This is a genomic window from Nocardioides sp. J54 (assembly GCF_000519005.1).
Taxonomy (GTDB): Bacteria; Actinomycetota; Actinomycetes; order Propionibacteriales; family Nocardioidaceae; genus Nocardioides.
The window spans coordinates 89,001-111,498 of the sequence record NZ_JAER01000011.1; the positions used below are offsets into that span (position 1 = coordinate 89,001).

The following is a 22,498-nucleotide window of genomic DNA, read 5'->3' on the forward strand; positions in this document are numbered from 1 at the left end:
GCTCTAGCCCACGGAGCGCATGACGTCCCGCGGTCACGCGACCTGTCGGCCAGCGATCCCGAGCGCGACGGCGATCTGTGCGAAGAACTCGTCGGGCTGGAGGCGGAGGCCGAGCAAGGGCAGCCGGAGCACGCGATCGCCGTCGAGGACGAGCGCGTTCTGGCGCAGGGCGTCGCCGACGACGTTCTCGACCCAGGTGTGGTGGATGCCGTCGATCTCGACGACCAGGCCGTGCTCCGGCCAGTAGAGGTCGAGGTAGTAGCGCCCCCGCCGGTCCTTCCGGAGGGCCTGTCGCTCTGGTGCCGGGAGGCCTCGGCGCCGAAGCTCCCGGACGATGTCGAGCTCGCCCAGGGCACGGGCGCCGTCGAGGAGGTCGTTGACGACCGCGTGGACGAGCGGACGCCGCCTGTCGCGCCGGACCCGCAGGGCCTCGGCCCCGATCTGGTCGGGCGTCGCCAGGCCCTGCTGGACGGCGAGCGTCAGCAGGTAGGCCGCCTGCCTGTCGCTGCGTGCCCAGAGCGCCCCTCGGACCGCGGCCACCGCGGCCCGGGTGCGCGGGATGCCACCCGGTGCGAGGTCGGCGGCCGACCAGCGGCGGGTCTGCCGGATGTCGTAGGCGGTCGTCCGTCGCACCCGGGCTCCGCGCGGCACGGACACGCGGATCCGGTCCAGCTCGAATCGCTTCAGGCCGGAAGCGACGAGCGACGCCGCTCCGTCGAGCTGTGCGCGCGGACCACCCTGGAGGACGGCAGCCCAGAGGTGCCCCTGCAACGACAACGGGCCGGTGTGGACCGCGACCGTCTGGTCGCCGATCGGCTGCCAGCGCTCTGCCCGCACGTGCGCCCTGACCTCCCAGCGCGTGACGCCGAGCTCGTACAGCTGACGACGTGACAGCACGCCTCCCTGCTCCTGGGCGAGGCCGGCGATCCAGTGGCTGCGAGGGTCGGAGGCGTCGGCCAGGCGGCGACGCGCTGTGTTGGGCGTGGTCATCGCCTGAGGATCACGCGTGAGGGTGACGACGGAGCCGTGCCGGAGTGTGACCTGTGGACAGCCGTGCCGCGTTTCGGTGCCTGTGGATCACGACTGGCCGGGTCGGAGCGGGCCGACCTGCGGACGTCATTCGTTCCGAGGGCTACAGCCCACCCTTCGCATGACGTCTCGCCTACCAGCCGTTTCGGTCAGTAGCTGACGAGCTTGGGTTCGGCCTCGATGGCGCGGAGCGGTTGGCCGGTGCCGTCGATGGTGACGGTGCCGGGGATCTGGCGCCAGGGGACGTTGCCGACACGGAAGCGGCCGGTGTAGGTGGTGGCCAGTGTGGGGCGGTAGGTGCCGGTGCGCAGGTAGTTGTGGGTGATGGTGAGGCGGGGGTACGGCGCGCCGGGGTCGGTNGTGGTGAGTGATTGCCCGTCNCCGAAGGTCCAGGTGTAGCGGCTCGGTGTGGCCTCGAGGGTGACCCGGCGNCCGAGGAGCCTGACGGTGCGGGTGATCGGCTCGATTGTCGTCGTGTAGAAGTTCGTGTCGAAGTTGACCAGGGTCAGGCCGTCGGGCGGCTGGACCACCATCTCGCCGGCGGGGAGCTTCAGCTCGGCGAAGGCGCGGCGGACGTGTCCGGTGGTGAGGGCCGGGGTACCTGGCTCGCGGTATTGCTGGCAGAACGTCGCATTGAGGAACTCGCCCTCCACCACCTCAGCGCCGGCGCAAGCGCCGTCTCCGAGTGCGATTGGAGCGGGCGAGTCGGGCTCTTCCCCGACCGGTGACGCTTTGGCGCCGGACTGCGTGCTCTGCTCGTCATGGATACGGTCCGACCAGAAGCCAGTGTCAGTCGTGCCGGCATTGGAGTCATCGGCGGATGCGGGCGAAACCACTGCGAGCAGCGATACGGCCAGCAGCATCGACCAGCGTTTCATTGGATCTCCATCGCCTCGAGCCGCCAGCCCTTGTCGGTCCACAGCACGGCTACAAGCGCGGTCGATTGCCCGGCTTTGTGCCGCTCCTCGGCTCCGTCTCCGTGCGTGATGACCTGTGGCTCATTGCGGGCTCTCAACTTCGCCTCGAAGGCGAGCGCCTCCAGATTCGGATCTTTCAGCTGGTTGATCTTGACGATCGAGACCGCATAGTCGCCGCCTTCGATGTGTCCACCTCTGGCGTAATGGTCCGACACCGCGGAGATGCCGATATCGCAGCCGTTGCAACCTGGCCCCGATACCCGCTTCAGCGCCTTCACGTCCCCGGTGACCTGCGCGTAGTTGATCAGGTCCCAGTAGTACGTGATGAACGCCCGCGCTCCGGCCTCGGTCGCCCTGGTCGCCGCGTCGGGCAGCGTGGGCTCCTCGGGAGTCTTTGGGGTGGGGGAGGCGGTGGGCGAGTGGCTCTCGGTGGGCGTCGACGAGGGCTTGGTGGGGGCGGGGTCGTCGTCGGAGCAGCCCGCCAGCAGGGCGAGGGCGACGGCGGTCGCTGCCAGGGCGCGGAGCGGGCGCATGGGGTCCTCCCGAGAAAACGACTGCGCCCGGACCGGGGACGCGTGCACGACGCTAACCCGATCCGGGCGAGTGCCGCCACCGGGAGGCGGCAGGCTGTGGAGAAGTGCTCAGCGGCCGCGGAGGTTGCCGCGCATGCCCTTCATCGAGGTCGGCACCGGGCCCCGCGGGATGGGGGCCTTGGGGCGCTGGGCGTCGAGGGCGCGCAGGCGCTGGCGGATCTCGGTGACGTCGGCGGGCTTGACCTGGCGGCCGAGCTTGCGGACGTGCTTGACGAGGCTCTTGATCGGCACCTGGCCCTCGTCGTTGCCGACGAGCACGTCGTGGACGGGGTACTCACCGACGACCCGCTCGTGCTTCTTGTGCTCGCTGATGAGGAGCTGGCGGACGCGGCTGGCGTTGCCCTCGGCGACCAGGACGATGCCGGGCGGGCCGACGACCCGGTGGACCATGTCCTGCTGCTTGGTGAAGCCGACGACCTCGTCGATGACCCAGCCGCGGCGCAGCAGGGTGAGCGCGCGGGCGGCGGCGCCGAGCTGGCCCTCGAGGCGGGCGAACGCCGCCTTCTGGGCGCGACGACCGAAGACGATGAGCAGCGCGAACAGGCCGATGAGGAAGCTGGCGATGCTGGAGAGGATCCAGGAGAAGACGCCGTCGTTGGCCGGCAGCACGAACCGGAACAGCGCCATGCCGAGGCCGGCGGCGAGGACGAAGGTGCCGAGCAGCCACCAGCGGATCGACGGGTCGACCTCCCGCGTCATCCGGTAGGTCTCGAGGATCTGCCGGCGACGGCTCATCTTGGAGGGGTCGAGGGGCGTGTTCGACATGGGGTGCTGCGTTCTCCTCGGGCGGGACTCAGGCGGTGGCTTCGGCGCGCGCGTCGCGCGCGGCCATCGCCTGACGATACAGACGACCGGCGCGGTACGACGAACGGACCAGCGGTCCCGAGAGGACACCCGCGAATCCGATCTCCTCCGCCTCGGTGGCGAGCTCGACGAACTCCTCGGGCTTGACCCACCGCTCGACGGGGTGGTGCCGGGGGGAGGGGCGCAGGTACTGGGTGATGGTCACCAGCTCGCAACCCGCTTCGTGCAGGTCGCGCAGGGCCTGGGAGACCTCCTCGCGGGTCTCGCCCATGCCCAGGATCAGGTTCGACTTCGTGACCAGACCGAACGCGCGGGCCTGGGTGAGCACGTCGAGGGAGCGCTCGTAGCGGAACGCCGGACGGATCCGCTTGAAGATCCGCGGGACGGTCTCGACGTTGTGCGCGAGCACCTCGGGCCGCGACTCGAAGACCTCCTGCAGCAGCTCGGGGCGGCCGTTGAAGTCGGGGATGAGGTTCTCGACGCCGGTGCCGGGGTTGAGCTCGTGGATCGCGCGGACGGTCTCGGCGTACAGCCAGGCGCCACCGTCGGGCAGGTCGTCACGGGCGACGCCGGTGATGGTGGCGTACTTCAGCTCCATCTGCTGCACGGACTCGGCGACGCGGCGCGGCTCGTCGCGGTCGAGCGGCTGCGGCTTGCCGGTGTCGATCTGGCAGAAGTCGCAGCGGCGGGTGCACTGGTCGCCGCCGATGAGGAAGGTCGCCTCGCGGTCCTCCCAGCACTCGAAGATGTTCGGGCAGCCGGCCTCCTGGCACACCGTGTGCAGGCCCTCGGACTTCACCAGCTTCTGCAGCGCGGTGTACTCCGGGCCCATCTTGGCGCGGGTCTTGATCCAGGAAGGCTTCCGCTCGATCGGGGTCTCCGCGTTGCGGACCTCCAGCCGGAGAAGCTTGCGTCCCTCGGGTGCAGCAGTCACCCGGTCAGCCTACTCCGGGGGCCATGTGCCCCCGGCATCGCGGAGCGACCGGCCAGTAGCCCCTCGGCGGCCCAGGTCCAGGCGCCGGTTCAGGGGACGTCGCGGCGCCGGAAGGAGGCGAAGGACGCCACCCCGGAGAGCAGGAGGAACGAGCCCGTGTAGAGCGAGGCGTCGGTGAAGGTCACCTCTGCCTCGCACGGACCGTAGTCGACGTACGCCCCCTCCTCGCTCACTGCCTCGCAGGCCTCGTCGGAGTAGTAGGTGGCGCCGTTGTCGATCAGCGCAGCGATGTTGATGCCGGGGTTCCACCGCTCGTCGAACCCGAGCGCCAGCAGCACCAGGCTGCCGGCGACGGAGGCGCCGAGCAGGACGCCGATCGTCGCGACGGTGCTGCGGAAGAGCATGGTCAGCGCATAGCCGAGCAGGGCGGCGGTCGCCGCGACCCCGGCGCTGCGCCAGCCCATCTGGAAGGCGTCGGCCAGCTGCCCTGCCCGGAGCACCCCACGGGCCTCGGCGACGGCGGCGAGGCCGGACCAGTACGCCGTCATGACCACGGCTGCGACGACGAGGGCGACACCCGTGACGACGACCGCCTTGGCGGTCCAGACACGGGGCCGGCGCGGCTCGAAGAGCAGCTGGTTGCTCACCGACCCGCTGTTCCAGTCGTGCCCGGTGAAGGTCGTGCCGGCGAGCAGCAGCAGGATCGCCAGGAGCGAGGCCACCGCGACCCCGGACTGGCTCTGCTGCTCGTCGAGGTCCAGCTCGGGGCTGTAGAGGAACCAGTCCAGCTGCGGCTCGTTCTGGGCCCGGCACTCCTCACGCACGGCGTTCTCGTCGCGCGCGGTGATGCCCCAGTCCATGGGATTGGCGACGCAGTCGTCGACCGCCTGGCGGTACTCGCCGTCGGCCTTCGCGCGCTCGACCTCGGCCTGTGCGGACGCGATCTCGGCGTCGGAGGCCGGTCGGGTGTCGAACCAGGTGGACACCCCGATCAGCACGGGTGCGGCGAGGCACCCCGCCAGCAGCAGTACGACGGCGCGCCGGTGCAGGTAGCGACGGAGCTCGACGCGGAGCAGCCGGGTCATGCGGCACCTCCCGCCGGGCCGTCGGGACGGACGGCAGGGGCCGGTCCCGGTGGTGGCGCGGGTGGTGCCGTGGGCGGGACGCCTGCCGGGCCGCCGCCGAGCTGCTCGGACCGGGTGAGCTCGAGGAAGACGGTCTCGAGGTCGGGCCGCTCGTTGGCCAGTACGCTCAACCAGATGCCGGCCTCGCCGAGCACCCGGGTGACCTGCGCGGCGTCCTCGGTCTCGACGCGGACGCCGTCGCCGTCGACCGACGCGGCCAGCCCGGCGCGCCCGAGCACCTCGGCGGCGCGGGCCGGGTCGGGCACCACGGCGCGGTGCACGGTGGTCGTGCCGAGCAGGTCGTCGACGCGGCCGGAGGCGAGCATGCGGCCGTTGCCGATGATCGTCGCCGACGTGCACACCTGCTGGACCTCGGCGAGGATGTGCGAGCTCAGCAGCACGGTCACCCCGGCCTGCCCGAGGCCGCGGATGGTCTCGCGGATCTCGCGGATGCCCGCCGGGTCGAGGCCGTTGGTCGGCTCGTCGAGGATCAGCAGGGCCGGGTCCTTGAGCAGGGTCGCCGCGATCGCGATCCGCTGCTTCATGCCGAGCGAGTAGGACTTGTAGCGGTCCTTGTCGCGCCCGGTCAGCTGCACCGTCTCGATGGCCTGGTCCACCCGAGAGCGCGGGGCGCCGATCGCGTCGGCGAGCAGCTCGAGGTTGAGCCGGCCGCTGAAGTTGGGGGAGAACTTGGGGGACTCCACGACGGCGCCGACCCGGCCGATCACGTGCGGCAGCCGCTCCGGCACGGCCTCGCCGAACAGCCGCATGGTGCCGCCGGAGGGCCGGGACAGGCCGAGCAGCATCCGGATGGTGGTGGTCTTGCCGGAGCCGTTGGGCCCCAGGAAGCCGTGGACCCCGCCGCCCGCGGGCACCGCGAGGTCGAGGTCCTGGACCGCGACCCGCACGCCGCCGCGCAGGCTGCGGAACTCCTTGCGCAGGCCGCGCGTCTCGATGACGAGGTCGCTCATCCGGTACTCCACTCTCGGTCACACCGGCCCACGACCGATGGATACCGAGTATGGGGTCAGCGGGCGGGGTAGGACAGCACCGCCACGCCGGAAGAGGCGTGCGACTTCGCGGGGTCCGGACGCGGCTCGTAGTCCGGCGTCGCGACGTACGGCCCCCACGCCAGGAGGTCGGCGAGGTGGTGGCGCACCGGGGCGAGCACCTCGGTGACGGGGACGTCGCGGCCGAGCTCGTGGGAGAGCGAGGTGACGCCGGCGTCGGAGATGCCGCACGGCACGAACCGGTCGAACCAGCCGAGGTCGACGTCGCAGTTGAGCGAGAAGCCGTGCATGGTCACGCCGCGGCGCACCCGGATGCCGATCGCGGCGATCTTGCGCTCGGGGCCGCGGTCGTCGGCCCTGAGCCACACGCCGCTGCGGCCCGGGACGCGGGCGCTGGTGACGCCGAAGTCGGCGCAGACCGCGATCAGGGCCTCCTCGACGCGGCGCACGTAGTCGACGACCTTGACGTGGTCGGGCAGGCGGACGATGGGGTAGCCCACGAGCTGCCCGGGTCCGTGGAAGGTGATCTCCCCGCCCCGGTCGACGTCGATGACGGGCGCGCCGCCGGGGTCGACCGGCCGGTCCTGCGGCTTGGTGCGCCGTCCGGCCGTGAACACCGGCGGGTGCTCGAGCAGCAGCACGGGCTGGGTCTCCGAGCCGTCGACGACCTCCTGGTGCAGCTCGCGCTGCAGGTCCCACGCCGCCATGTAGTCGATCGCCTCGGGCCCGAACCCGATCTCCCGGAAGTCCAGCGTCACGTCCGTCACCCTACTCCGGGGCCTGTGGACGACCGGACGCACGTCGACGCCGGAAGGCGCAGGATCGGGGCATGCGGATCCGGGGCGCACGCGCGGTCATCGTCGGTACGACGGTCGTCCTGCTGCTCGCTGCCGGGCTGGTCGTGCTCGCGACCCGCCCCCAGCCCGGCCGTACGACGGCCGCGGGACCCGTCGCGGTGGTGGCGCCGGGCGCGCGCGACGTCAGCGTGGTGCGCGCCGTGGGCTCGCTGGCCGTGCTGCGCGAGTGGGACCGGGCCCGGGCAGCGGCGTGGGCGGCGGGGGACCCGGGCGCGCTGCGCCGGCTCTACACGCGTGACTCGGCGGCGGGCCGGGCGGACGTCGGCATGCTCCGGCGCTGGGCCGCCCGGGGGCTGCGGGTCGAGGGCATGGCGATGCAGGTGCTCGCGGTGGAGCTGCACCGGCGAACCGACCGGAGGCTGGTGCTGGTCGTCACCGACCGGCTCGTGGGGGCCGAGGCGGTCGGCCCGGACCGGCAGCGCCGGGTGCTGCCGCGCGACTCGGCGAGCCGGCGCCGCCTGGACTTCCGCCGGGTCGGCGGGGAGTGGCGACTGGCGTCGGTGGTGGAGCTGGCGGGACCGGACTAGGGCCAGCGCTCAGTGCCCGAGGCCGGTGCGCAGCACGGCCTCGACGTCGCGGTCCGCGAACTCGAAGCCGAGGTCGAGCAACGCCTGCGGACGGAGGTTGAGCGAGCCGAGCACCTCGGGCGCCATCTTGCCGGCGGCGACCCTGATCGCGGCCGCGGGGACCGGGAGGAGCGCGGGGCGGTGCAGCAGGCGCGCGAGGGTGGCGGTGAACTCGACGTTGGTCGGGGTCGACGGGGCGCACAGGTTCGCCGGGCCCGACGCGGTCGGGTGCTCGACCAGGAAGCTCGCCGCACCGACCCAGTCGCGCAGCGAGACCAGCGGGTAGTACTGCTTCCCGCTGCCGATCCGCCCGCCGAGCCCGGCGAGGAACTGCAACCGCTGGGCCTGCAACGGCGGGTTGCTCCGGTCCTGCACCGGGGAGGTGCGCAGCAGGACGACGCGGGCCCCGGCGTCCGCGGCGGGCCGGGTGGCGGCCTCCCACTCGCGGCTCACCCGGGTGAGGAACGCGTGGCCGCGGGTGTCAGAGGCCTCGGTGAGCTCGGCGGACCCGTGGTCGCCGTACCACGCGACGCCGGAGGCGTTGACCAGCGCGGGCGGCGAGGGGGCCGCAGCGATGGTCGCGCCCAGCAGGCTGGTGGTGGCGACCCGGCTGGAGCGCACGTCCTTCGCCCACTGCTTCGAGTGCACGTTGCCCACCAGCGGCGCGCCGGCGAGGTTGACCACCACGTCCGCGCCCTGGACCAGGTCGGTGTCGACCTCGCCGCCCTGCGGGTCCCAGGTCGACTCGCCCGCCTCCGCGGGACGACGCACCAGCGCGGTGACGCGGTGGCCGCGCTCGCGCAGCTCGGCAACGAGGTGGCGGCCCAGGAAGCCGGACGAACCGGCCACGACGACGGACAGGCGCTCGGAGGTCACGGGCACAGCGTGCCAGCCGGGGGAAGGGCATGACACCCTGTGGCCCCCCGAGGAGGAGAACCCGTGACCGACCCCCGCCGTCGTACCGCCAGGACCGCCAGGTTCGCCGTCGCCGCCGTTGCCGCGCTCGCACTCGCGGGCTGCAGCGACGACCCCGAGCCGGAGCAGGGCTCCCGCCCGGTGGGTGCAGACGGTTCGCCCACGGCGAGCGCCACCGCCACGCCGGGGGACGACGCCAGCGCGGACTCCCCGGCGCCGGCCGGGTCGGGCGTCGAGCTGCTCGCCCCCGGCAGCGAGCCCCGGCGGGTGCTCGAGCTGACGGTCGGGCAGGGCCACTCGGAGAAGTCCTCCGCGCAGCTGCGGCTGACGATGGACCTCGGGTCCGGGAGGACGACCGTCCCGGTGGCCATCCCGTGGACGACCACCGTCACGGCGGCCGACGGCACGACGGTCACCGCCGACGTCGTCTACGGCAAGCCCACCCTCGGACCGGGCGACGTGCCGCCGGGCGCGGAGGCGGTGGTGGGACCGGCCCTCGACCTGGTCGCCGGTACGACCGCCCACGTCGTCTACGGACGCGACGGCGTCCCCCGCTCCACCGCCCTCGATCTCGGGGACGACGCGCCCGCCCTGGTCGCGCGGCTCCTCGACAACATCGCCTCGCAGGCCTTCGCCACCTCCGTGCCGTTCCCCGGCGAGGAGGTCGGCGCCGGCGCCCGCTGGCGCGCCGAGACCACCGTGCAGGTCGGCGGCGCGACGATGATCGTCACCTCCACCTACGACCTCACCCGTCTGACCGACGACGGCTACACCGTCGAGGTCGAGGTCGAGCAGGGAGCCACCCCCGGCCCCGCTGCCGGCGGCGGCGAGATCGTGGAGTCCACCGCGCGCGGCAGCGGCACGATCACGGGACGTCCCGACCGGATCTCCCCGGTGGACGCCGACACCAGGCTGAGGGGCAGCTCGACGGTCAGCATCGGTGGCCAGGAGGTCACAGTGTCCTACCGCGGGACGATGCGGCTGCTCGGCCACTGACCGGGGGTGGGAATCGCCTCTTCAGCGGTGATTCCCTCGCTTCCTGACCGGTGCAACGGTCAGGAAGTGCGAGGAACGGTCAGGAAGTCCGGCGGGTGGTGGGTCGGGTGGGGAGTCCCACGCGTCACAGGAATCACCGCTCCAGTGGTGATTCCCGAACTCGTTGGCTCTTGCATCGGCCACGAAGTCCAGGAAGCGGCCACCAAGTCCCGGTGGAGAGCCGGCTGCCGGCTCGCGTCGGCCGGGCACGTCCCATCCGTCCCACGGGTCGCAGGAATCACCGCCTCGGAGGTGATTCCCGAGCTTGTTGACCTCTGCAGCAGCCACCAGGTCCAGGAACCGGCCACGGAGTACGACGCCCGCCCGCTCGCCCCGGAAAAGCGAGACGCCCCCGCCGCAGACTGCGGCGGGGGCGTCGTCGACCGGTGGGTCAGACCTCGAACTGGCCGGACTCCAGGCGGGCCTTCAGGTCCCGCAGGAAGCGGCCGGCGTCCGCGCCGTCGACCACGCGGTGGTCGTAGGTGAGCGCGAAGTAGACCATGTGGCGCACGGCGATGGTCTCGCCGAGGTCCTCGTCGTCGATCACCACGGGACGCTTGACCACGGCACCGGGGCCGAGGATGGCGACCTGCGGCTGGTTGATGATCGGGGTGTCCCACAGGGCGCCGAAGCTGCCCAGGTTGGTGATCGTGAAGGTGCCGCCGGACAGCTCGTCGGGGCCGATCTTGTTGGTGCGGGTCCGCTCGGCGACGTCGGCGATCTTGCGGGCCAGGCCCGAGATCGACAGGTCACCGGCGTCCTTGACGACCGGCGTGAGCAGGCCCTTCTCGGTGTCGACCGCGAAGGCGACGTTCTCGCGGTCGTTGTAGGTGATCGTGCCCTCGTCGAGGTCGAGGGTCGCGTTCAGGGCCGGGTGCTGCTTGAGCGTGTCGATCGCGGCCTTGGTGAAGAACGGCAGGTAGGTGAGCTTGACGCCCTCACGCGCCAGGAACTCCTCCTTGATGTTCTCCCGCAGCCGGGCGATGTTCGTGACGTCGATCTCGACCACCTGGGTGAGCTGGGCGGAGACCTGCAGGGACTCCACCATCCGCTCGGCGATGATCTTGCGCAGGCGGGTGACCTTCACGGTCTGGCCGCGCAGCGGCGACGGGCTCGAGCTCGCGGCGGGGGCCGGCGCCTTCGAGCCGGACGAGGCCGGGGCGGCGGGGGCCGATCCGGCCGGGGCGCTCGACTTGGCGGCGGCCGCGGCGTCGAGGACGTCCTGCTTGCGGATCCGGCCACCGACGCCGGAGCCCTTCACGGTCGACAGGTCGACGCCGTGCTGGGCGGCGAGCTTGCGGACCAGCGGGGTCACGTAGCCGGGGCCCTCCTCGCCGGTCGAGGCGGCAGCGGCCTGTGCGACGGCGGGCGAGGGGCTGGACGACGGCTCGGCCGATGCGGTCTGGGCGGGGGCGGCCTGGTCGTCGGCCGGGGCCGGGGCGTTGTCGACCGGCTCGGGCTTCTCCTCGGCCGGCTCCTCGGCGGGCTCGGGCTCCTCCTCGGCCTGCGGCTCCGGGGCGGCCTCCTGCTTCGCCTCCTCGGCCGGGGCCGAGTCGGACGAGCCGGAGTCGGACGAGCCGGACGACGCGGGGGAGCCGGAGCCGATGATGGCGAGCTCGGCACCGACCTCGACGGTCTCGTCCTCCTCGGCCTTGATCTCGAGCAGCGTGCCGGCGACCGGCGACGGGATCTCGGTGTCGACCTTGTCGGTGCTCACCTCGAGCAGCGGCTCGTCCATGGCGACCTCGTCACCGACCTGCTTGAGCCAGCGGGTGACCGTGCCCTCGGTGACCGACTCGCCCAGCGCGGGCAGCGTGACCGGCGTACCGGAACCGCCACCCGAGCCACCCGAGCCGCCCGAGCCACCCGAGCCACCCGAGCCACCAGAGTCACCGGACGCCGCCGGCTGCTCGGGCTCGGCCTGGGCCGGCTCCTCCTGGGCGGGCTCCTCCTGGGCGGGCTCCTCAGCAGGCTCCTCCGCCGCCTCCTCCGCAGGGGCCTCGTCGGACGAGCCGCCGGAGCCCTCGTCGGCGTCGCCGACGACCGCGAGCACGGCGCCGATCTCGACCGTGTCGTCCTCGTTCGCGCGGATCTCGATCAGCGTGCCGGCAACGGGGGACGGGATCTCCGTGTCCACCTTGTCGGTGCTGACCTCGAGCAGTGGCTCGTCGACAGCGATCTGGTCGCCGACTTGCTTGAGCCAGCGGGTGACGGTGCCTTCGGTGACGGACTCACCGAGCGCGGGGAGAGTGACTTCGGTCGCCATGGGAGCCATCCTTGCACTTCGGTGGAGGCAACTCGCAACGGGTCACCCGTGGTTCGGGCAAACTAGTCGCATGGGTTTGTTCGACCGCTTCCGGCGCCGATCCGGGGTACGCATGAGTAACCCCGCGCCGGACGCGGCGCGCACGGGATCGACCCGGGTGCGTGCCTCCGACCGCACCGACGAGGACCACCTGCGCACGTGGGTGCAGGAGCGACGCGGCGTCGAGGGCTTCGTGGAGCCGCGTACGGCGGTCAGCGAGGTCACCCTGCTGCTCGTCGCCCACGACGGGGAGTGGACCCGCCGGCGGGTGCCGTCGGTGAAGTGGGCCCACGACTTCTGCAACCGCCACCAGGTGCCGTCGTACGACGCCGCGGTGGTCGGCGTGCCGCAGCGGATGCGCGACTACAACTCCCGGGTGCGCAAGGCGCAGAAGGAGCAGCTCCGCCGCGACCTCTGAGCCTGCCGCGCCGGGCGGACCGGTCGAGGCTCAGGCCTCGGCGCGCGCCCGCAGCAGCTCGACGAGCGTCGCCACGCCGTAGCCGGTCGCGCCGGGGACGAGGTGGCCGTTCGCGCCGCCCTTGTTGAAGGTCGGTCCGGCGATGTCGAGGTGCGCCCAGGGCAGCCCGCCGGTGAACTCGCGCAGGAAGGCCGCGGCGAAGATGCCACCACCCCAGCGGATGCCGTCGTACTGCGCCAGGTCGGCGACCGTGCTGCTGCGGATGCGGGAGTCGAAGAAGTCCGGGATCGGCATCGGCCAGGCGTCCTCGCCCGCGGCGCGGCCCGCGGACAGCACCTCCTCGACCACGGCGTCGTCGCCGAGCACCCCGGCCATCCGGTCGCCCAGCGCGAGCACCATGTGGCCGGTGAGCGTGGCGATGTCGACCACCACGTCGGGGCCGGCCTCCACCGCGCGGCCGAGGGCGTCGGCCAGCACCAGCCGGCCCTCGGCGTCGGTGTTGGAGACCTCGACGGTGGTGCCGTCGTAGGTGGTCAGCACGTCGCCGGGACGCATCGCGGCCTCGCCGATCATGTTCTCGGCGAGTGCGGCGTAGGCGGAGACCCGCACCGGGAGGCCGAGCCGGGCGGCGGCGAGGGTGGCCTGCACGACGGCGGCGGCGCCGGCCATGTCCTCCTTCATCGTGCCCATGCTGGCGGCCGGCTTGATCCACAGGCCGCCGGAGTCGAAGGTGATGCCCTTGCCGACGAGCGCGACGTGGGCGACCGCGTCCTTGGGGCGGTACTCCAGCTCCACCAGCCGCGGGGGCTCGGCCGAACCCGAGCCGACGGCGAGGATGCCGCCGCAGCCGAGCTCGGCCAGACGCTTTTCGTCGAGGACGGTCGCCTTCACCCTGCCGCCGGCGGGCAGGCCCTTGTTGGCCGCCTTCACCGCGGCGGCGATCGCGTCTGCGAACTTCGGCGGGGTCAGGTCGGCGGGCGGCGTGTTGACCCAGTCGCGGGTGGCGACGACGGCGTCGACGACCACCTGCGCCGGCTCGAGTGCCGAGGCGACCTCGGAGCGCCGGGCGACGGGGGACAGCACCACGACCTCGGCGGGGTCCGTCGGCGTGCCCGGCTTGGACTTGTACGACGTGAACGAGTAGCCGCCGAGCCGGTAGCCCTCGACCACGGCGCGCACCAGCTCGGGCGTGTCCGCCGGCAGGGCCAGCGCGACCGAGGCGGCGTTGGTGATCGCCCGGGCGGCGTTGCCCGCCGCTCGTCGTACCGCGGCGGCGTCGACCGTGTCGTCGGGCCCGACCGGGTCGCCCAGCCCGACCAGCACCAGCAGCGGTGAGGAGATGGTCCCGTGCGTCGGCACCTTGGCGACGTCGCCGGGCCGGCCCTTGACCCCGAGCGTGGCGAGCAGGCCGCTCAGCTTGCGGCCGTACGCCGCTGCCACGTCCTCGGCGCCCGCGGCCAGGCCGCCGTCGGGGAGCACCCCGACCACGACGGCCTCCGCCCTGGTCTTGGCGGGGCTGGCCGAGCGGAGCGCGAAGGTCGTCACCGGCGCAGGATATCGACCGGGTCATGCAATAGATTCCGACGCATGGCCGACGCGACCCCCTTGCAGTCCCCGCTCCACGACCGTCACGAGGCGCTGGGCGCGAAGTTCTCGGAGTTCGGCGGCTGGCTGATGCCGCTGGAGTACCCCACCGGCGTGGTCAAGGAGCACACCGCGGTGCGCTCCGGCGTCGGCATCTTCGACGTCAGCCACCTCGGCAAGCTCGTGGTGCGCGGCCCGGGCGCCGTGGAGTTCCTCAACTCGACGCTGTCCAACGACCTGCACCGGATCGGACCCGGCCGGGCGCAGTACAGCCTCGTCCTCGACGACGAGACCGGCGGGATCGTCGACGACGTCTTCACCTACTACCGCGACGACGAGCACGTCCTGGTCGTCCCGAACGCCTCCAACAACGAGGAGGTACGACGCCGCCTGGTCGCCGCCGCGCCGGAAGGTGTCGAGGTCGTCGACCACCACCGCGACTACGTCGTGCTCGCGATCCAGGGCACGAAGGCCGACGAGGTCGTCGCCGCCGTCGGGCTGCCGGTCGGGCACGACTACCTCACCTTCGTCGAGGCGCCGTGGGAGGCCGGGGACGGTGACGCCGACCCCGACGCGCGGGTGATCGTCTGCCGCACCGGCTACACCGGCGAGCGCGGCTACGAGCTGATCGCGCCCTCCTCGTTCGCCCCGGCGCTCTGGGACGCCCTGATGGCCGCGGGGGAGCCGCACGGCCTGGTGCCCGCCGGCCTCGGCGCCCGGGACACGCTGCGCACCGAGATGGGCTACCCGCTGCACGGACAGGACATCTCGCCCGACATCACGCCCAACGAGGCGCGCCTGGGTTGGGCCGTGGGCTGGAAGAAGGAGGCCTTCTGGGGCCGCGACAAGGTCCTCGCCGAGCGCGAGTCCGGCCCGCGGCGCCGCCTGGTCGGCCTGGTCTCCACCGGTCGTGCCATCCCGCGCCCGCACATGAGCGTCCGGCTGCTGCGCGACGTGCCGCTCGGTGAGGTCACCTCGGGCACCTTCTCGCCCACGCTGCGCAAGGGCATCGCGCTCGCCCTCGTGGCGACGGCGGTCGACGACGGCGCCGAGGTGATGGTCGACGTCCGCGGCCGGCCCGAGGTCTTCCAGGTCACCAAGCCCCCGTTCGTCCAGCCGTCCGTCCGGCAGGATTGAGCAATGAACCTTCCCGACCAGCCCGGTGTGTCCCCGTTCCGCCCGCCTGCCGAGCAGCCGTGGCGCTGGCGCCTCGAGGACGCCTCCGGCGCCGAGGTGTCCGTCACCGGCGACCTCGCCGCCCAGACCTTCCCCAGCCAGGGCGACGCGGAGTCGTGGATCGGCGAGACCTGGCCCGAGCTGGCGGACGCCGGCGTCGCCCAGGTGACCCTCTTCGAGGCCGACCGCGAGGTCTACGGCCCGATGTCGCTCTCGGCGTGAGCTGATGGGCGTGAGCTGATGGGCAGCGACGCAGGAGCCAGGCCGTTCCGGCAGGTCGACGTCTTCACCGCCGAGCCGATGCTCGGCAACCCGGTCGCCGTGGTGCACGACGCGCAGGGGCTCACCGACGAGCAGATGGCGGCGTTCGCGCGCTGGACCAACCTCTCGGAGACGACCTTCCTGCTGCCGCCGACGGACCCGTCGGCCGACTACCGCCTGCGGATCTTCACCCCGAGCGAGGAGCTGCCTTTCGCCGGCCACCCGACCCTCGGCTCCGCCCACGCGTGGCGCGAGGCCGGTGGCGTTCCCTCGGGGGAGCACGTCGTCCAGGAGTGCGGCGTCGGGCTGGTGCGACTGCGCACCGAGGGCGGACGCCTCGCCTTCGCTGCCCCGGACCTGCTGCGCTCCGGGCCGGTCGAGGAGGAGCGGGTCGTCGCAGCCGCCGCCGCGCTGGGCCTGGACCGCTCCGACGTCCTCGACGTCGCGTGGTGCGACAACGGGCCGGGCTGGATCGGGATGCGGCTGGCCTCCGCCGAGGCCGTGCTCGCGCTGCGCCCCGACTTCGTCGCGCTGCGCGAGCGCATCGGCGTCGTCGGTCCCTACGACGACGGCGGCCCGGCCGCTGTCGAGGTGCGCGCCTTCCTGCCCCACGACACCGGGATCACCGAGGACCCGGTCACCGGCTCGCTCAACGCGGCGCTGGCGCAGTGGCTGGCCGGCGAGGCCCTCCCGTCGTCGTACGTCGCGTCCCAGGGGACCGTCCTGGGGCGTCGCGGCCGCGTGCACGTCGAGACCGCGGACGACGGCACCATCTGGGTCGGCGGCGACACCCTCACCACGATCAGCGGCTCCGTGCGTCTCTGAGGACGCACCGCGCGCCCGGGCCGGGGCGATGACACGGGAAGAGCCCGCACCCGGGGTGGGTGCGGGCTCCTCCGCTGTGGTCCGGCGTGACCGGTGGGGTCAGGCGACGCCCGTGACCTGGCAGAACTGGTGAGCGAGGTCCACCGGCTGGTTGCCGTGGTTCCAGCAGCCGGTCCGCTCCGTGGTGGTCTCCGACGACTCGTCGTGCGTCACGGTGACGTCCCAGTGGCCGGCCGCCACGATCGTGAAGCCGGGGGTGCCGGGCTGGGTGCCACCGTTCTGGTAGGCCTCGACGCAGTTCGGGTTGCCCGTCCCGGGCGTCTCCGGGTTCCACGCGTCGTGGGGGAGGTTCTGGCCGCCGGGGTTCTGGCAGAAGGTGCCGTCCTCGACCCACACCTCGGTGACGGTGGTCGTGTAGACGGTCGTGGTGGTGTCGGTGAGCTCGACGGTCCACTTCCGGGTCGGGTGGAGCCCGTCGACGTCCCGGGTCGCGGTGGTGACCACCGTGCAGGTCGTCACGCCGTCGCCGAGGTCGGCGAAGCTGCCGCCGGCCTCGGCGCAGCTCGCGGTGCTGTCCGACGGGGACGCGCCGTGGTCGGCGAAGGCGGGGGCGGCGGTCATGCTGAGGGCGGCGCCGGCGAGGGCGAGCGCTCCTGCACCTGCGGTGACTCGGGAACGGATGGAGGGAGCCATGGATGTCCTTCTCGTTGCGTCGGGGGCTGTGGGCCGGCAGATCGTGGCACGCGAGCCCCCCCCCCCCCCCCGGTCACGCGCGGTTTTCGTCCTCGGATCCGATGGGTGGCCGGTGCCTCCCGCGGGGGCGGTAGCGGACGTCACAGGGCCTGCGGGGCGGCCGACGACGGCGCGCCCCGGGGCGGCGGCGCCGCTGTCGTCGCGCACCCTCGTCACGGTCCGCGGGACGGGTGTCCCCGGGGCGCACGGAGGCCGACTAGCCTGAGCCCGTGCGCGCGTACCTCGACCTCGTCCAGCGGATCCTCGACGAGGGCACGCAGAAGGGCGACCGGACCGGCACCGGGACGCTCAGCGTGTTCGGCCACCAGATGCGGTTCGACCTCACCGCCGGCTTCCCGCTGGTCACCACGAAGAAGATCCACACGCGCTCGGTGTTCGGCGAGCTGCTGTGGTTCCTGCGCGGTGACACCAACGTGCGCTGGCTGCAGGAGCGCGGCATCACGATCTGGGACGAGTGGGCCGACGAGAACGGCGACCTCGGCCCGGTGTACGGCGCCCAGTGGCGCTCGTGGCCGACCCCCGACGGCGGGCACATCGACCAGCTCGCGCGGGTGATCGAGCAGGTCCGCACCAACCCCGACAGCCGCCGCCACATCGTCTCGGCGTGGAACCCCACCCAGGTCGACGACATGGCGCTGCCGCCGTGCCACAGCCTCTTCCAGTTCTACGTCGACCCGCGGGACGGAGGCCGGCTCAGCTGCCAGCTCTACCAGCGCTCGGCCGACGTCTTCCTCGGCGTGCCGTTCAACATCGCCTCCTACGCCCTGCTCACCCACATGGTCGCCCAGGTGACCGGGCTGCAGGTCGGCGAGCTCGTGCACACGCTCGGTGACGCGCACCTCTACGCCAACCACCTCGAGCAGGCGCGCCTCCAGCTGACCCGCGAGCCGCGGCCGCTGCCGAGGCTGCTGCTCAACCCCGACGTCACCGAGATCGACGCCTTCGAGCTCGAGGACATCAGCGTCGAGGGCTACGACCCCCACCCCGCCATCAAGGCCCCGATCGCGGTCTAGGTCGAGAGTCGGTCCAGCACAGATGAGCACCCCTGCCGGGCGGCGGGTCACGATGGTGGCCGCGGTCGCCGAGAACGGCGTGATCGGCGCCGACGCCGACATCCCGTGGAAGATCCCCGAGGACTTCCAGCACTTCAAGGCGACCACGATGGGGCACGTCCTCGTGCTCGGCCGCACCACCCACGAGGGCATCGGCCGGCCGCTGCCCGGGCGCACGACGATCGTGCTGACCCGCGACCCGTCGTACGCCGCCGAGGGGGTGGAGGTCGCCCACTCGATCACCGAGGCGCTCGAGCTCGCCGACCGGATCCTCGCCGACCAGCCGGCCGACCGGCAGGTGATGATCGGCGGGGGAGCAGCGGTCTACGACGCTGCGATGCCGTACGCCGACGAGCAGGTCATCTCCGAGGTCCCGCTCTCCCCGGAGGGCGACACCCACTACCCGGCCTTCAGCCCGAGGCGCTGGCGCGAGGTGCGCCGCGAGCCCCGCGACGGCTTCACCGTCGTGTGGTGGGAGCGGGTCTTCGCCTGCGGCGGCACGGCCTAGCGGCGGCGTCGCGACAGGCGTCACAGTCCGGCCCTTGTCCGGCCACCCCTTCTGGCGGCGCCTTGGTCGGTCCTGCCAAGGTGTCTCCATGGAGCTCCGCGTCTTCACCGAACCGCAGCAGGGTGCGACCTACGACGACCTCCTGGCCGTCGCGCTCGAGGCCGAGAAGCTGGGCTTCGGCGCCTTCTTCCGCAGCGACCACTACCTGCACATGGGCGGTGACGGGCTGCCCGGCTCCACCGACGCGTGGACGACGCTGGCCGGCCTGGCGCGCGACACCTCCACCATCCGGCTGGGCACGCTGATGACCAGCGCCACCTTCCGTTACCCGGGCGTGCTCGCCATCCAGGTCGCGCAGGTCGACCAGATGAGCGGCGGCCGCGTCGAGCTCGGCCTCGGCGCAGGCTGGTTCGAGGCCGAGCACACCGCCTACGGCATCCCCTTCCCGGACACCGGCGAGCGCTTCGAGCGCTACGCCGAGCAGCTCGAGCTGATCACCGGGCTGTGGACCACGCCGGTGGGGGAGCGCTACGAGTACGCCGGCAAGCACTACCAGCTCTCCGACAGCCCGGCCCTGCCGAAGCCGGCTCAGGACGGCGGCCACCGCGGCGGCGTACCGCTGCTCATCGGTGGCAAGGGGGCCCGCAAGACGCCGGCGCTGGCCGCGGCGTTCGCCGACGAGTTCAACCTGCCCTTCGTCGACGAGGAGTTCACCGGTCTGCAGTTCGGACGGGTGCGCCGCGCGGCGGAGGAGATCGGCCGCGACCCGCAGGACATCACCTGGTCGAACGCGCTGGTCCTCTGCGTCGGCGAGGACGAGGCGACCATCGCGCGCCGGGCCGCCGCGATCGGCCGTGAGGTCGACGAGCTGCGCCTCAACGGCCTCGCCGGCACGCCGGAGGAGGTCGTGGAAAAGATCAAGCGGTTCGAGGCGCTGGGCAGCCAGCGGATCTACCTGCAGGTCCTCGACCTGTCCGACCTCGACCACCTGCGGCTGGTGGCCGCGGAGGTCATGCCGCACGTCTGAGCAGGACGTGCCAGGTGCCGTGAGCGGTGCCGACGGGTGCCGTGGCCGGTGTCGTGACGGGTGCCGTGACCGGGACGTGACCGACTCGGCGGGGGCGGCGACGCGGTCATCCGGCGGCTTGGCGATAGGCTTGCCGACATGACTTCTGCACCCTTCGGCACCGTGCTGACAGCGATGGTCACGCCGTTCCAGGAGGACGGCTCCGTCGACCTGGACGGGGTGCAGAAGGTCGCCAAGTACCTCGTCGACAACGGCAACGACGGCATCGTCGTCACCGGCACCACCGGCGAGTCGCCGACCACCACGGGCGCCGAGGACGGCGAGACCCTCGCCGCGGTCAAGGACGCCGTGGGCGACCGGGCCAAGGTCGTGGCCGGCGTCGGCACCAACGACACCCGGCACTCCGTCGAGCTGGCCGAGCAGGCCGCGAAGGTCGGCGCCGACTGCCTGCTGCTGGTGACGCCCTACTACAACAAGCCGAGCCAGGCGGGCGTGCTCAACCACTTCCGCCAGGTCGTCGCGGCCTCCGACGTCCCGGTCATGCTCTACGACGTCCCGGGGCGTACCGGCACCAAGATCGACCTGTCGACCTACCGCGCCGTCGCCGACTGGGAGACCGTCGTGGCGGTCAAGGAGGCCACCGGCGACCTGGCGCGCACCGCGCAGCTGGTCGACCTCGGCTTCAGCGTCTACTCCGGTGACGACGTGAACACGCTCGGCTACCTCGCCTACGGCGCGGTCGGTGTCGTGTCGGTCGTCGGCCACGTCGCCGGCAAGCAACTGCGCGCGATGATCGAGGCCTTCCAGCGGGGCGACCACGCCGAGGCGTTGCGCATCCACACCTCGCTGGTCCCGGCCTTCGAGGCCGTGATGGCCGTGCCGAACTACGGCGCCACGACCGCCAAGGCCGCCATGCAGCTGCTCGGCGTGCTGGCCAACCGGCACGTCAGGTCGCCGTTGCTGGAGCTCGACGACGCGGAGGTCGCCGACCTCCGCGCAGGCCTCGAGGCGGCGGGCCTCCTCTGATGTCGCACCCGCACCCCGAGCTGTCCGCCCCGCCGGAGCTGCCCGCCAACGGCCTGCGGGTGATCCCGCTCGGTGGCCTCGGCGAGGTCGGCCGCAACATGACGGTCTTCGAGTACGACGGTCGGCTGCTCATCGTCGACTGCGGCGTGCTCTTCCCCGACGACCACCAGCCGGGCGTCGACCTGATCCTGCCGGACTTCGCTGCGATCCGGGACCGGCTCGACGCCGTCGAGGCGCTGGTGCTGACCCACGGCCACGAGGACCACATCGGCGCGACGCCGTACCTCCTGCGCGAGCGGCAGGACATCCCGCTGGTCGGCTCCGAGCTCACCCTCGCGCTGGTCAACTCCAAGCTGCGCGAGCACCGCCTGCGCCAGACGCCGTTCTACACGGTCAAGGAGGGCGACCGGATCTCCTTCGGTCCCTTCGACCTGGAGTTCGTCGCCGTCAACCACTCCATCCCGGACGCGCTCGCGGTCGCGATCCGCACCGGCGCCGGCCTCGTGCTGCACACCGGTGACTTCAAGATGGACCAGCTGCCGCTCGACGGCCGGATCACCGACCTGCGCGCGTTCGCGCGGCTGGGGGAGGAGGGCGTCGACCTCTTCCTCACCGACTCCACCAACGCCGAGGTCCCCGGCTTCACCACCGCCGAGCGCAAGATCACCCCGGTGCTCGAGCAGGCCTTCGCCGAGTCGGACCAGCGGATCATCGTCGCCTGCTTCGCCTCCCACGTGCACCGCGTCCAGCAGGTCCTCGACGCCGCGGTCAAGCACAACCGCAAGGTGGCGTACGTCGGCCGCTCGATGGTGCGCAACATGGCGATCGCCCGCGACCTGGGCTACCTCAAGGTCCCGCCGGGCGTCATGGTCGAGGCCAAGGAGCTCGCCGAGCTCGCCCCCGAGCGCCAGGTGCTGATCTCCACCGGGTCACAGGGCGAGCCGCTGAGCGCGCTGGCCCGGATCGCGCAGCGCAACCACAACTTCGTGCACCTCGAGGAGGGCGACACCGTCGTCCTCGCCTCCAGCCTGATCCCGGGCAACGAGAACGCCGTCTACCGCGTGATCAACGGCCTGGCCCGCCTCGGCGCCCGCGTCGTGCACAAGGGCAACGCGCTCGTGCACGTCAGCGGCCATGCCAGCGCCGGCGAGCTGCTCTACTGCTACAACATCGTCCGCCCGCGCAACGTGCTCCCCGTGCACGGCGAGGTCCGGCACATGCTCGCCAACGGCGACCTCGCCCGCCAGACCGGCGTCGAGAACGTCGTCTACGCCGAGGACGGCGTGGTGGTCGACCTCGTCGACGGCGTCGCGAAGGTCGTCGGCAAGGTCGAGTGCGGCTACGTGTTCGTCGACGGCCAGTCCGTCGGCGACGTCACCGAGTCCGAGCTCAAGGACCGCCGGATCCTCGGCGAGGAGGGCTTCGTCTCGGTGATCGTGGTCGTCGACTCCGTCGCCGGCAAGGTCTCCGCCGGCCCCGAGATCCACGCCCGAGGCCACGCCTGGGCCGACTCGGACTTCGAGGCGATCAAGCAGCCGATCGTGGATGCCGTCAACCGCGCGCTCGACGAGGGCAGCACCGACACCTACCAGCTCCAGCAGGTCGTGCGCCGCACCATCGGCCGCTGGGTCAGCAACACCCACAAGCGGCGGCCGATGATCATCCCGGTGGTCGTCGAGGCGTGAGGCGGGTGGGGTTTCACCACCTGGGTGGTGAAACTACGACTGAGCACACGAAATCAGGGGCCTGATCCGGGGGGTTTCACCACCCAGGTGGTGA

Annotated in this window: 23 protein-coding genes; 11 read left to right on the forward strand and 12 right to left on the reverse strand. The window is 72.5% G+C overall.

Going from position 1 to position 22,498, the window contains the following annotated elements; all coding sequences use genetic code 11:
• Positions 1 to 33: 33 nt before the first annotated feature.
• The 8 genes from NOCJ54_RS24995 to lipB all read right to left on the reverse strand — a co-directional run bounded on the left by NOCJ54_RS24995 (position 34) and on the right by lipB (position 7,169).
• Complete coding sequence (locus NOCJ54_RS24995; RefSeq protein WP_051485684.1) at positions 34 to 990, reverse strand: DUF559 domain-containing protein; 957 nt, start codon at positions 988 to 990, stop codon at positions 34 to 36.
• 188 nt (positions 991 to 1,178) lie between these two features.
• Positions 1,179 to 1,907, reverse strand: coding sequence for a PKD domain-containing protein (locus tag NOCJ54_RS30695; protein WP_157514855.1), 729 nt, complete (start codon positions 1,905 to 1,907; stop codon positions 1,179 to 1,181).
• Positions 1,904 to 2,479: a DUF6318 family protein gene (locus tag NOCJ54_RS0110145; protein WP_157514856.1), complete on the reverse strand. Its 576-nt coding sequence runs from the start codon at positions 2,477 to 2,479 to the stop codon at positions 1,904 to 1,906. The genes NOCJ54_RS30695 and NOCJ54_RS0110145 overlap by 4 nt, the downstream gene beginning before the upstream one ends.
• Positions 2,480 to 2,587: 108 nt before the next feature.
• Positions 2,588 to 3,304, reverse strand: coding sequence for a DUF4191 domain-containing protein (locus NOCJ54_RS0110150; RefSeq protein WP_028655416.1), 717 nt, complete (start codon positions 3,302 to 3,304; stop codon positions 2,588 to 2,590).
• 28 nt (positions 3,305 to 3,332) lie between these two features.
• Entirely contained in the window at positions 3,333 to 4,277 is a 945-nt protein-coding gene (gene lipA / locus NOCJ54_RS0110155; protein ID WP_028655417.1) for a lipoyl synthase, read from the reverse strand.
• 89 nt (positions 4,278 to 4,366) lie between these two features.
• Entirely contained in the window at positions 4,367 to 5,362 is a 996-nt protein-coding gene (locus tag NOCJ54_RS0110160; protein WP_028655418.1) for a hypothetical protein, read from the reverse strand.
• Positions 5,359 to 6,372: an ABC transporter ATP-binding protein gene (locus tag NOCJ54_RS25005; protein WP_084255036.1), complete on the reverse strand. Its 1,014-nt coding sequence runs from the start codon at positions 6,370 to 6,372 to the stop codon at positions 5,359 to 5,361. Before NOCJ54_RS25005 ends, NOCJ54_RS0110160 begins: the two co-directional genes overlap by 4 nt.
• A gap of 56 nt (positions 6,373 to 6,428) precedes the next feature.
• Positions 6,429 to 7,169 carry a lipoyl(octanoyl) transferase LipB gene (gene lipB / locus NOCJ54_RS0110170; RefSeq protein ID WP_198020179.1) on the reverse strand — a complete coding sequence of 247 codons (741 nt, stop codon included), beginning with the start codon at positions 7,167 to 7,169 and terminating at the stop codon, positions 6,429 to 6,431.
• Between the two features lie 71 nt (positions 7,170 to 7,240).
• Here lipB and NOCJ54_RS0110175 point away from each other — a divergent pair, with 71 nt between their 5' ends.
• A complete protein-coding gene (locus tag NOCJ54_RS0110175; RefSeq protein WP_028655420.1) occupies positions 7,241 to 7,795 on the forward strand; it encodes a hypothetical protein in 555 nt (184 codons plus the stop codon).
• A gap of 9 nt (positions 7,796 to 7,804) precedes the next feature.
• On the opposite strand, the gene NOCJ54_RS29860 is transcribed toward NOCJ54_RS0110175, so the two are convergent.
• Positions 7,805 to 8,710: a TIGR01777 family oxidoreductase gene (locus tag NOCJ54_RS29860; RefSeq protein WP_051485686.1), complete on the reverse strand. Its 906-nt coding sequence runs from the start codon at positions 8,708 to 8,710 to the stop codon at positions 7,805 to 7,807.
• Between the two features lie 63 nt (positions 8,711 to 8,773).
• On the opposite strand from NOCJ54_RS29860, the gene NOCJ54_RS29865 reads away from it, so the two are divergent.
• Positions 8,774 to 9,745: a hypothetical protein gene (locus tag NOCJ54_RS29865; RefSeq protein WP_028655422.1), complete on the forward strand. Its 972-nt coding sequence runs from the start codon at positions 8,774 to 8,776 to the stop codon at positions 9,743 to 9,745.
• 430 nt (positions 9,746 to 10,175) lie between these two features.
• Here the strand turns inward: NOCJ54_RS29865 and sucB are convergent, their stop codons facing one another.
• A complete protein-coding gene (gene sucB / locus NOCJ54_RS0110190) occupies positions 10,176 to 12,050 on the reverse strand; it encodes a 2-oxoglutarate dehydrogenase, E2 component, dihydrolipoamide succinyltransferase (RefSeq protein ID WP_028655423.1) in 1,875 nt (624 codons plus the stop codon).
• A gap of 112 nt (positions 12,051 to 12,162) precedes the next feature.
• On the opposite strand from sucB, the gene NOCJ54_RS0110195 reads away from it, so the two are divergent.
• Positions 12,163 to 12,507, forward strand: coding sequence for a hypothetical protein (locus NOCJ54_RS0110195; RefSeq protein WP_157514858.1), 345 nt, complete (start codon positions 12,163 to 12,165; stop codon positions 12,505 to 12,507).
• Between the two features lie 30 nt (positions 12,508 to 12,537).
• Here NOCJ54_RS0110195 and NOCJ54_RS0110200 read toward each other — a convergent pair whose 3' ends face one another.
• Positions 12,538 to 14,052: a leucyl aminopeptidase gene (locus NOCJ54_RS0110200; protein WP_028655425.1), complete on the reverse strand. Its 1,515-nt coding sequence runs from the start codon at positions 14,050 to 14,052 to the stop codon at positions 12,538 to 12,540.
• Positions 14,053 to 14,094: 42 nt separating this feature from the next.
• On the opposite strand from NOCJ54_RS0110200, the gene gcvT reads away from it, so the two are divergent.
• From gcvT to NOCJ54_RS0110215, 3 genes are read left to right on the forward strand one after another with little or no spacing between them, the layout of a single operon-like run.
• Positions 14,095 to 15,228 carry a glycine cleavage system aminomethyltransferase GcvT gene (gene gcvT / locus NOCJ54_RS0110205; protein ID WP_028655426.1) on the forward strand — a complete coding sequence of 378 codons (1,134 nt, stop codon included), beginning with the start codon at positions 14,095 to 14,097 and terminating at the stop codon, positions 15,226 to 15,228.
• A gap of 3 nt (positions 15,229 to 15,231) precedes the next feature.
• On the forward strand, positions 15,232 to 15,489 hold the full coding sequence (locus NOCJ54_RS0110210) for a hypothetical protein (protein WP_051485687.1): 258 nt from the start codon (positions 15,232 to 15,234) through the stop codon (positions 15,487 to 15,489).
• A gap of 18 nt (positions 15,490 to 15,507) precedes the next feature.
• Positions 15,508 to 16,353, forward strand: coding sequence for a PhzF family phenazine biosynthesis protein (locus NOCJ54_RS0110215; RefSeq protein ID WP_036517462.1), 846 nt, complete (start codon positions 15,508 to 15,510; stop codon positions 16,351 to 16,353).
• Between the two features lie 99 nt (positions 16,354 to 16,452).
• Here NOCJ54_RS0110215 and NOCJ54_RS25010 read toward each other — a convergent pair whose 3' ends face one another.
• Complete coding sequence (locus NOCJ54_RS25010; RefSeq protein WP_157514860.1) at positions 16,453 to 17,046, reverse strand: hypothetical protein; 594 nt, start codon at positions 17,044 to 17,046, stop codon at positions 16,453 to 16,455.
• 269 nt (positions 17,047 to 17,315) lie between these two features.
• Between NOCJ54_RS25010 and NOCJ54_RS0110225 the strand changes: the two genes are divergently transcribed.
• The 5 genes from NOCJ54_RS0110225 to NOCJ54_RS0110245 all read left to right on the forward strand — a co-directional run bounded on the left by NOCJ54_RS0110225 (position 17,316) and on the right by NOCJ54_RS0110245 (position 22,404).
• Positions 17,316 to 18,119 carry a thymidylate synthase gene (locus tag NOCJ54_RS0110225; RefSeq protein ID WP_028655430.1) on the forward strand — a complete coding sequence of 268 codons (804 nt, stop codon included), beginning with the start codon at positions 17,316 to 17,318 and terminating at the stop codon, positions 18,117 to 18,119.
• Positions 18,120 to 18,141: 22 nt separating this feature from the next.
• Positions 18,142 to 18,666, forward strand: a complete 525-nt coding sequence (locus NOCJ54_RS25015; protein WP_036517464.1) for a dihydrofolate reductase — start codon at positions 18,142 to 18,144, stop codon at positions 18,664 to 18,666.
• Positions 18,667 to 18,754: 88 nt separating this feature from the next.
• Positions 18,755 to 19,693: an LLM class F420-dependent oxidoreductase gene (locus NOCJ54_RS0110235; RefSeq protein ID WP_028655431.1), complete on the forward strand. Its 939-nt coding sequence runs from the start codon at positions 18,755 to 18,757 to the stop codon at positions 19,691 to 19,693.
• 138 nt (positions 19,694 to 19,831) lie between these two features.
• A complete protein-coding gene (gene dapA, locus NOCJ54_RS0110240; protein ID WP_028655432.1) occupies positions 19,832 to 20,719 on the forward strand; it encodes a 4-hydroxy-tetrahydrodipicolinate synthase in 888 nt (295 codons plus the stop codon).
• Positions 20,719 to 22,404, forward strand: coding sequence for a ribonuclease J (locus NOCJ54_RS0110245; protein WP_028655433.1), 1,686 nt, complete (start codon positions 20,719 to 20,721; stop codon positions 22,402 to 22,404). The genes dapA and NOCJ54_RS0110245 overlap by 1 nt, the downstream gene beginning before the upstream one ends.
• The last annotated feature ends 94 nt before the right edge of the window (positions 22,405 to 22,498 follow it).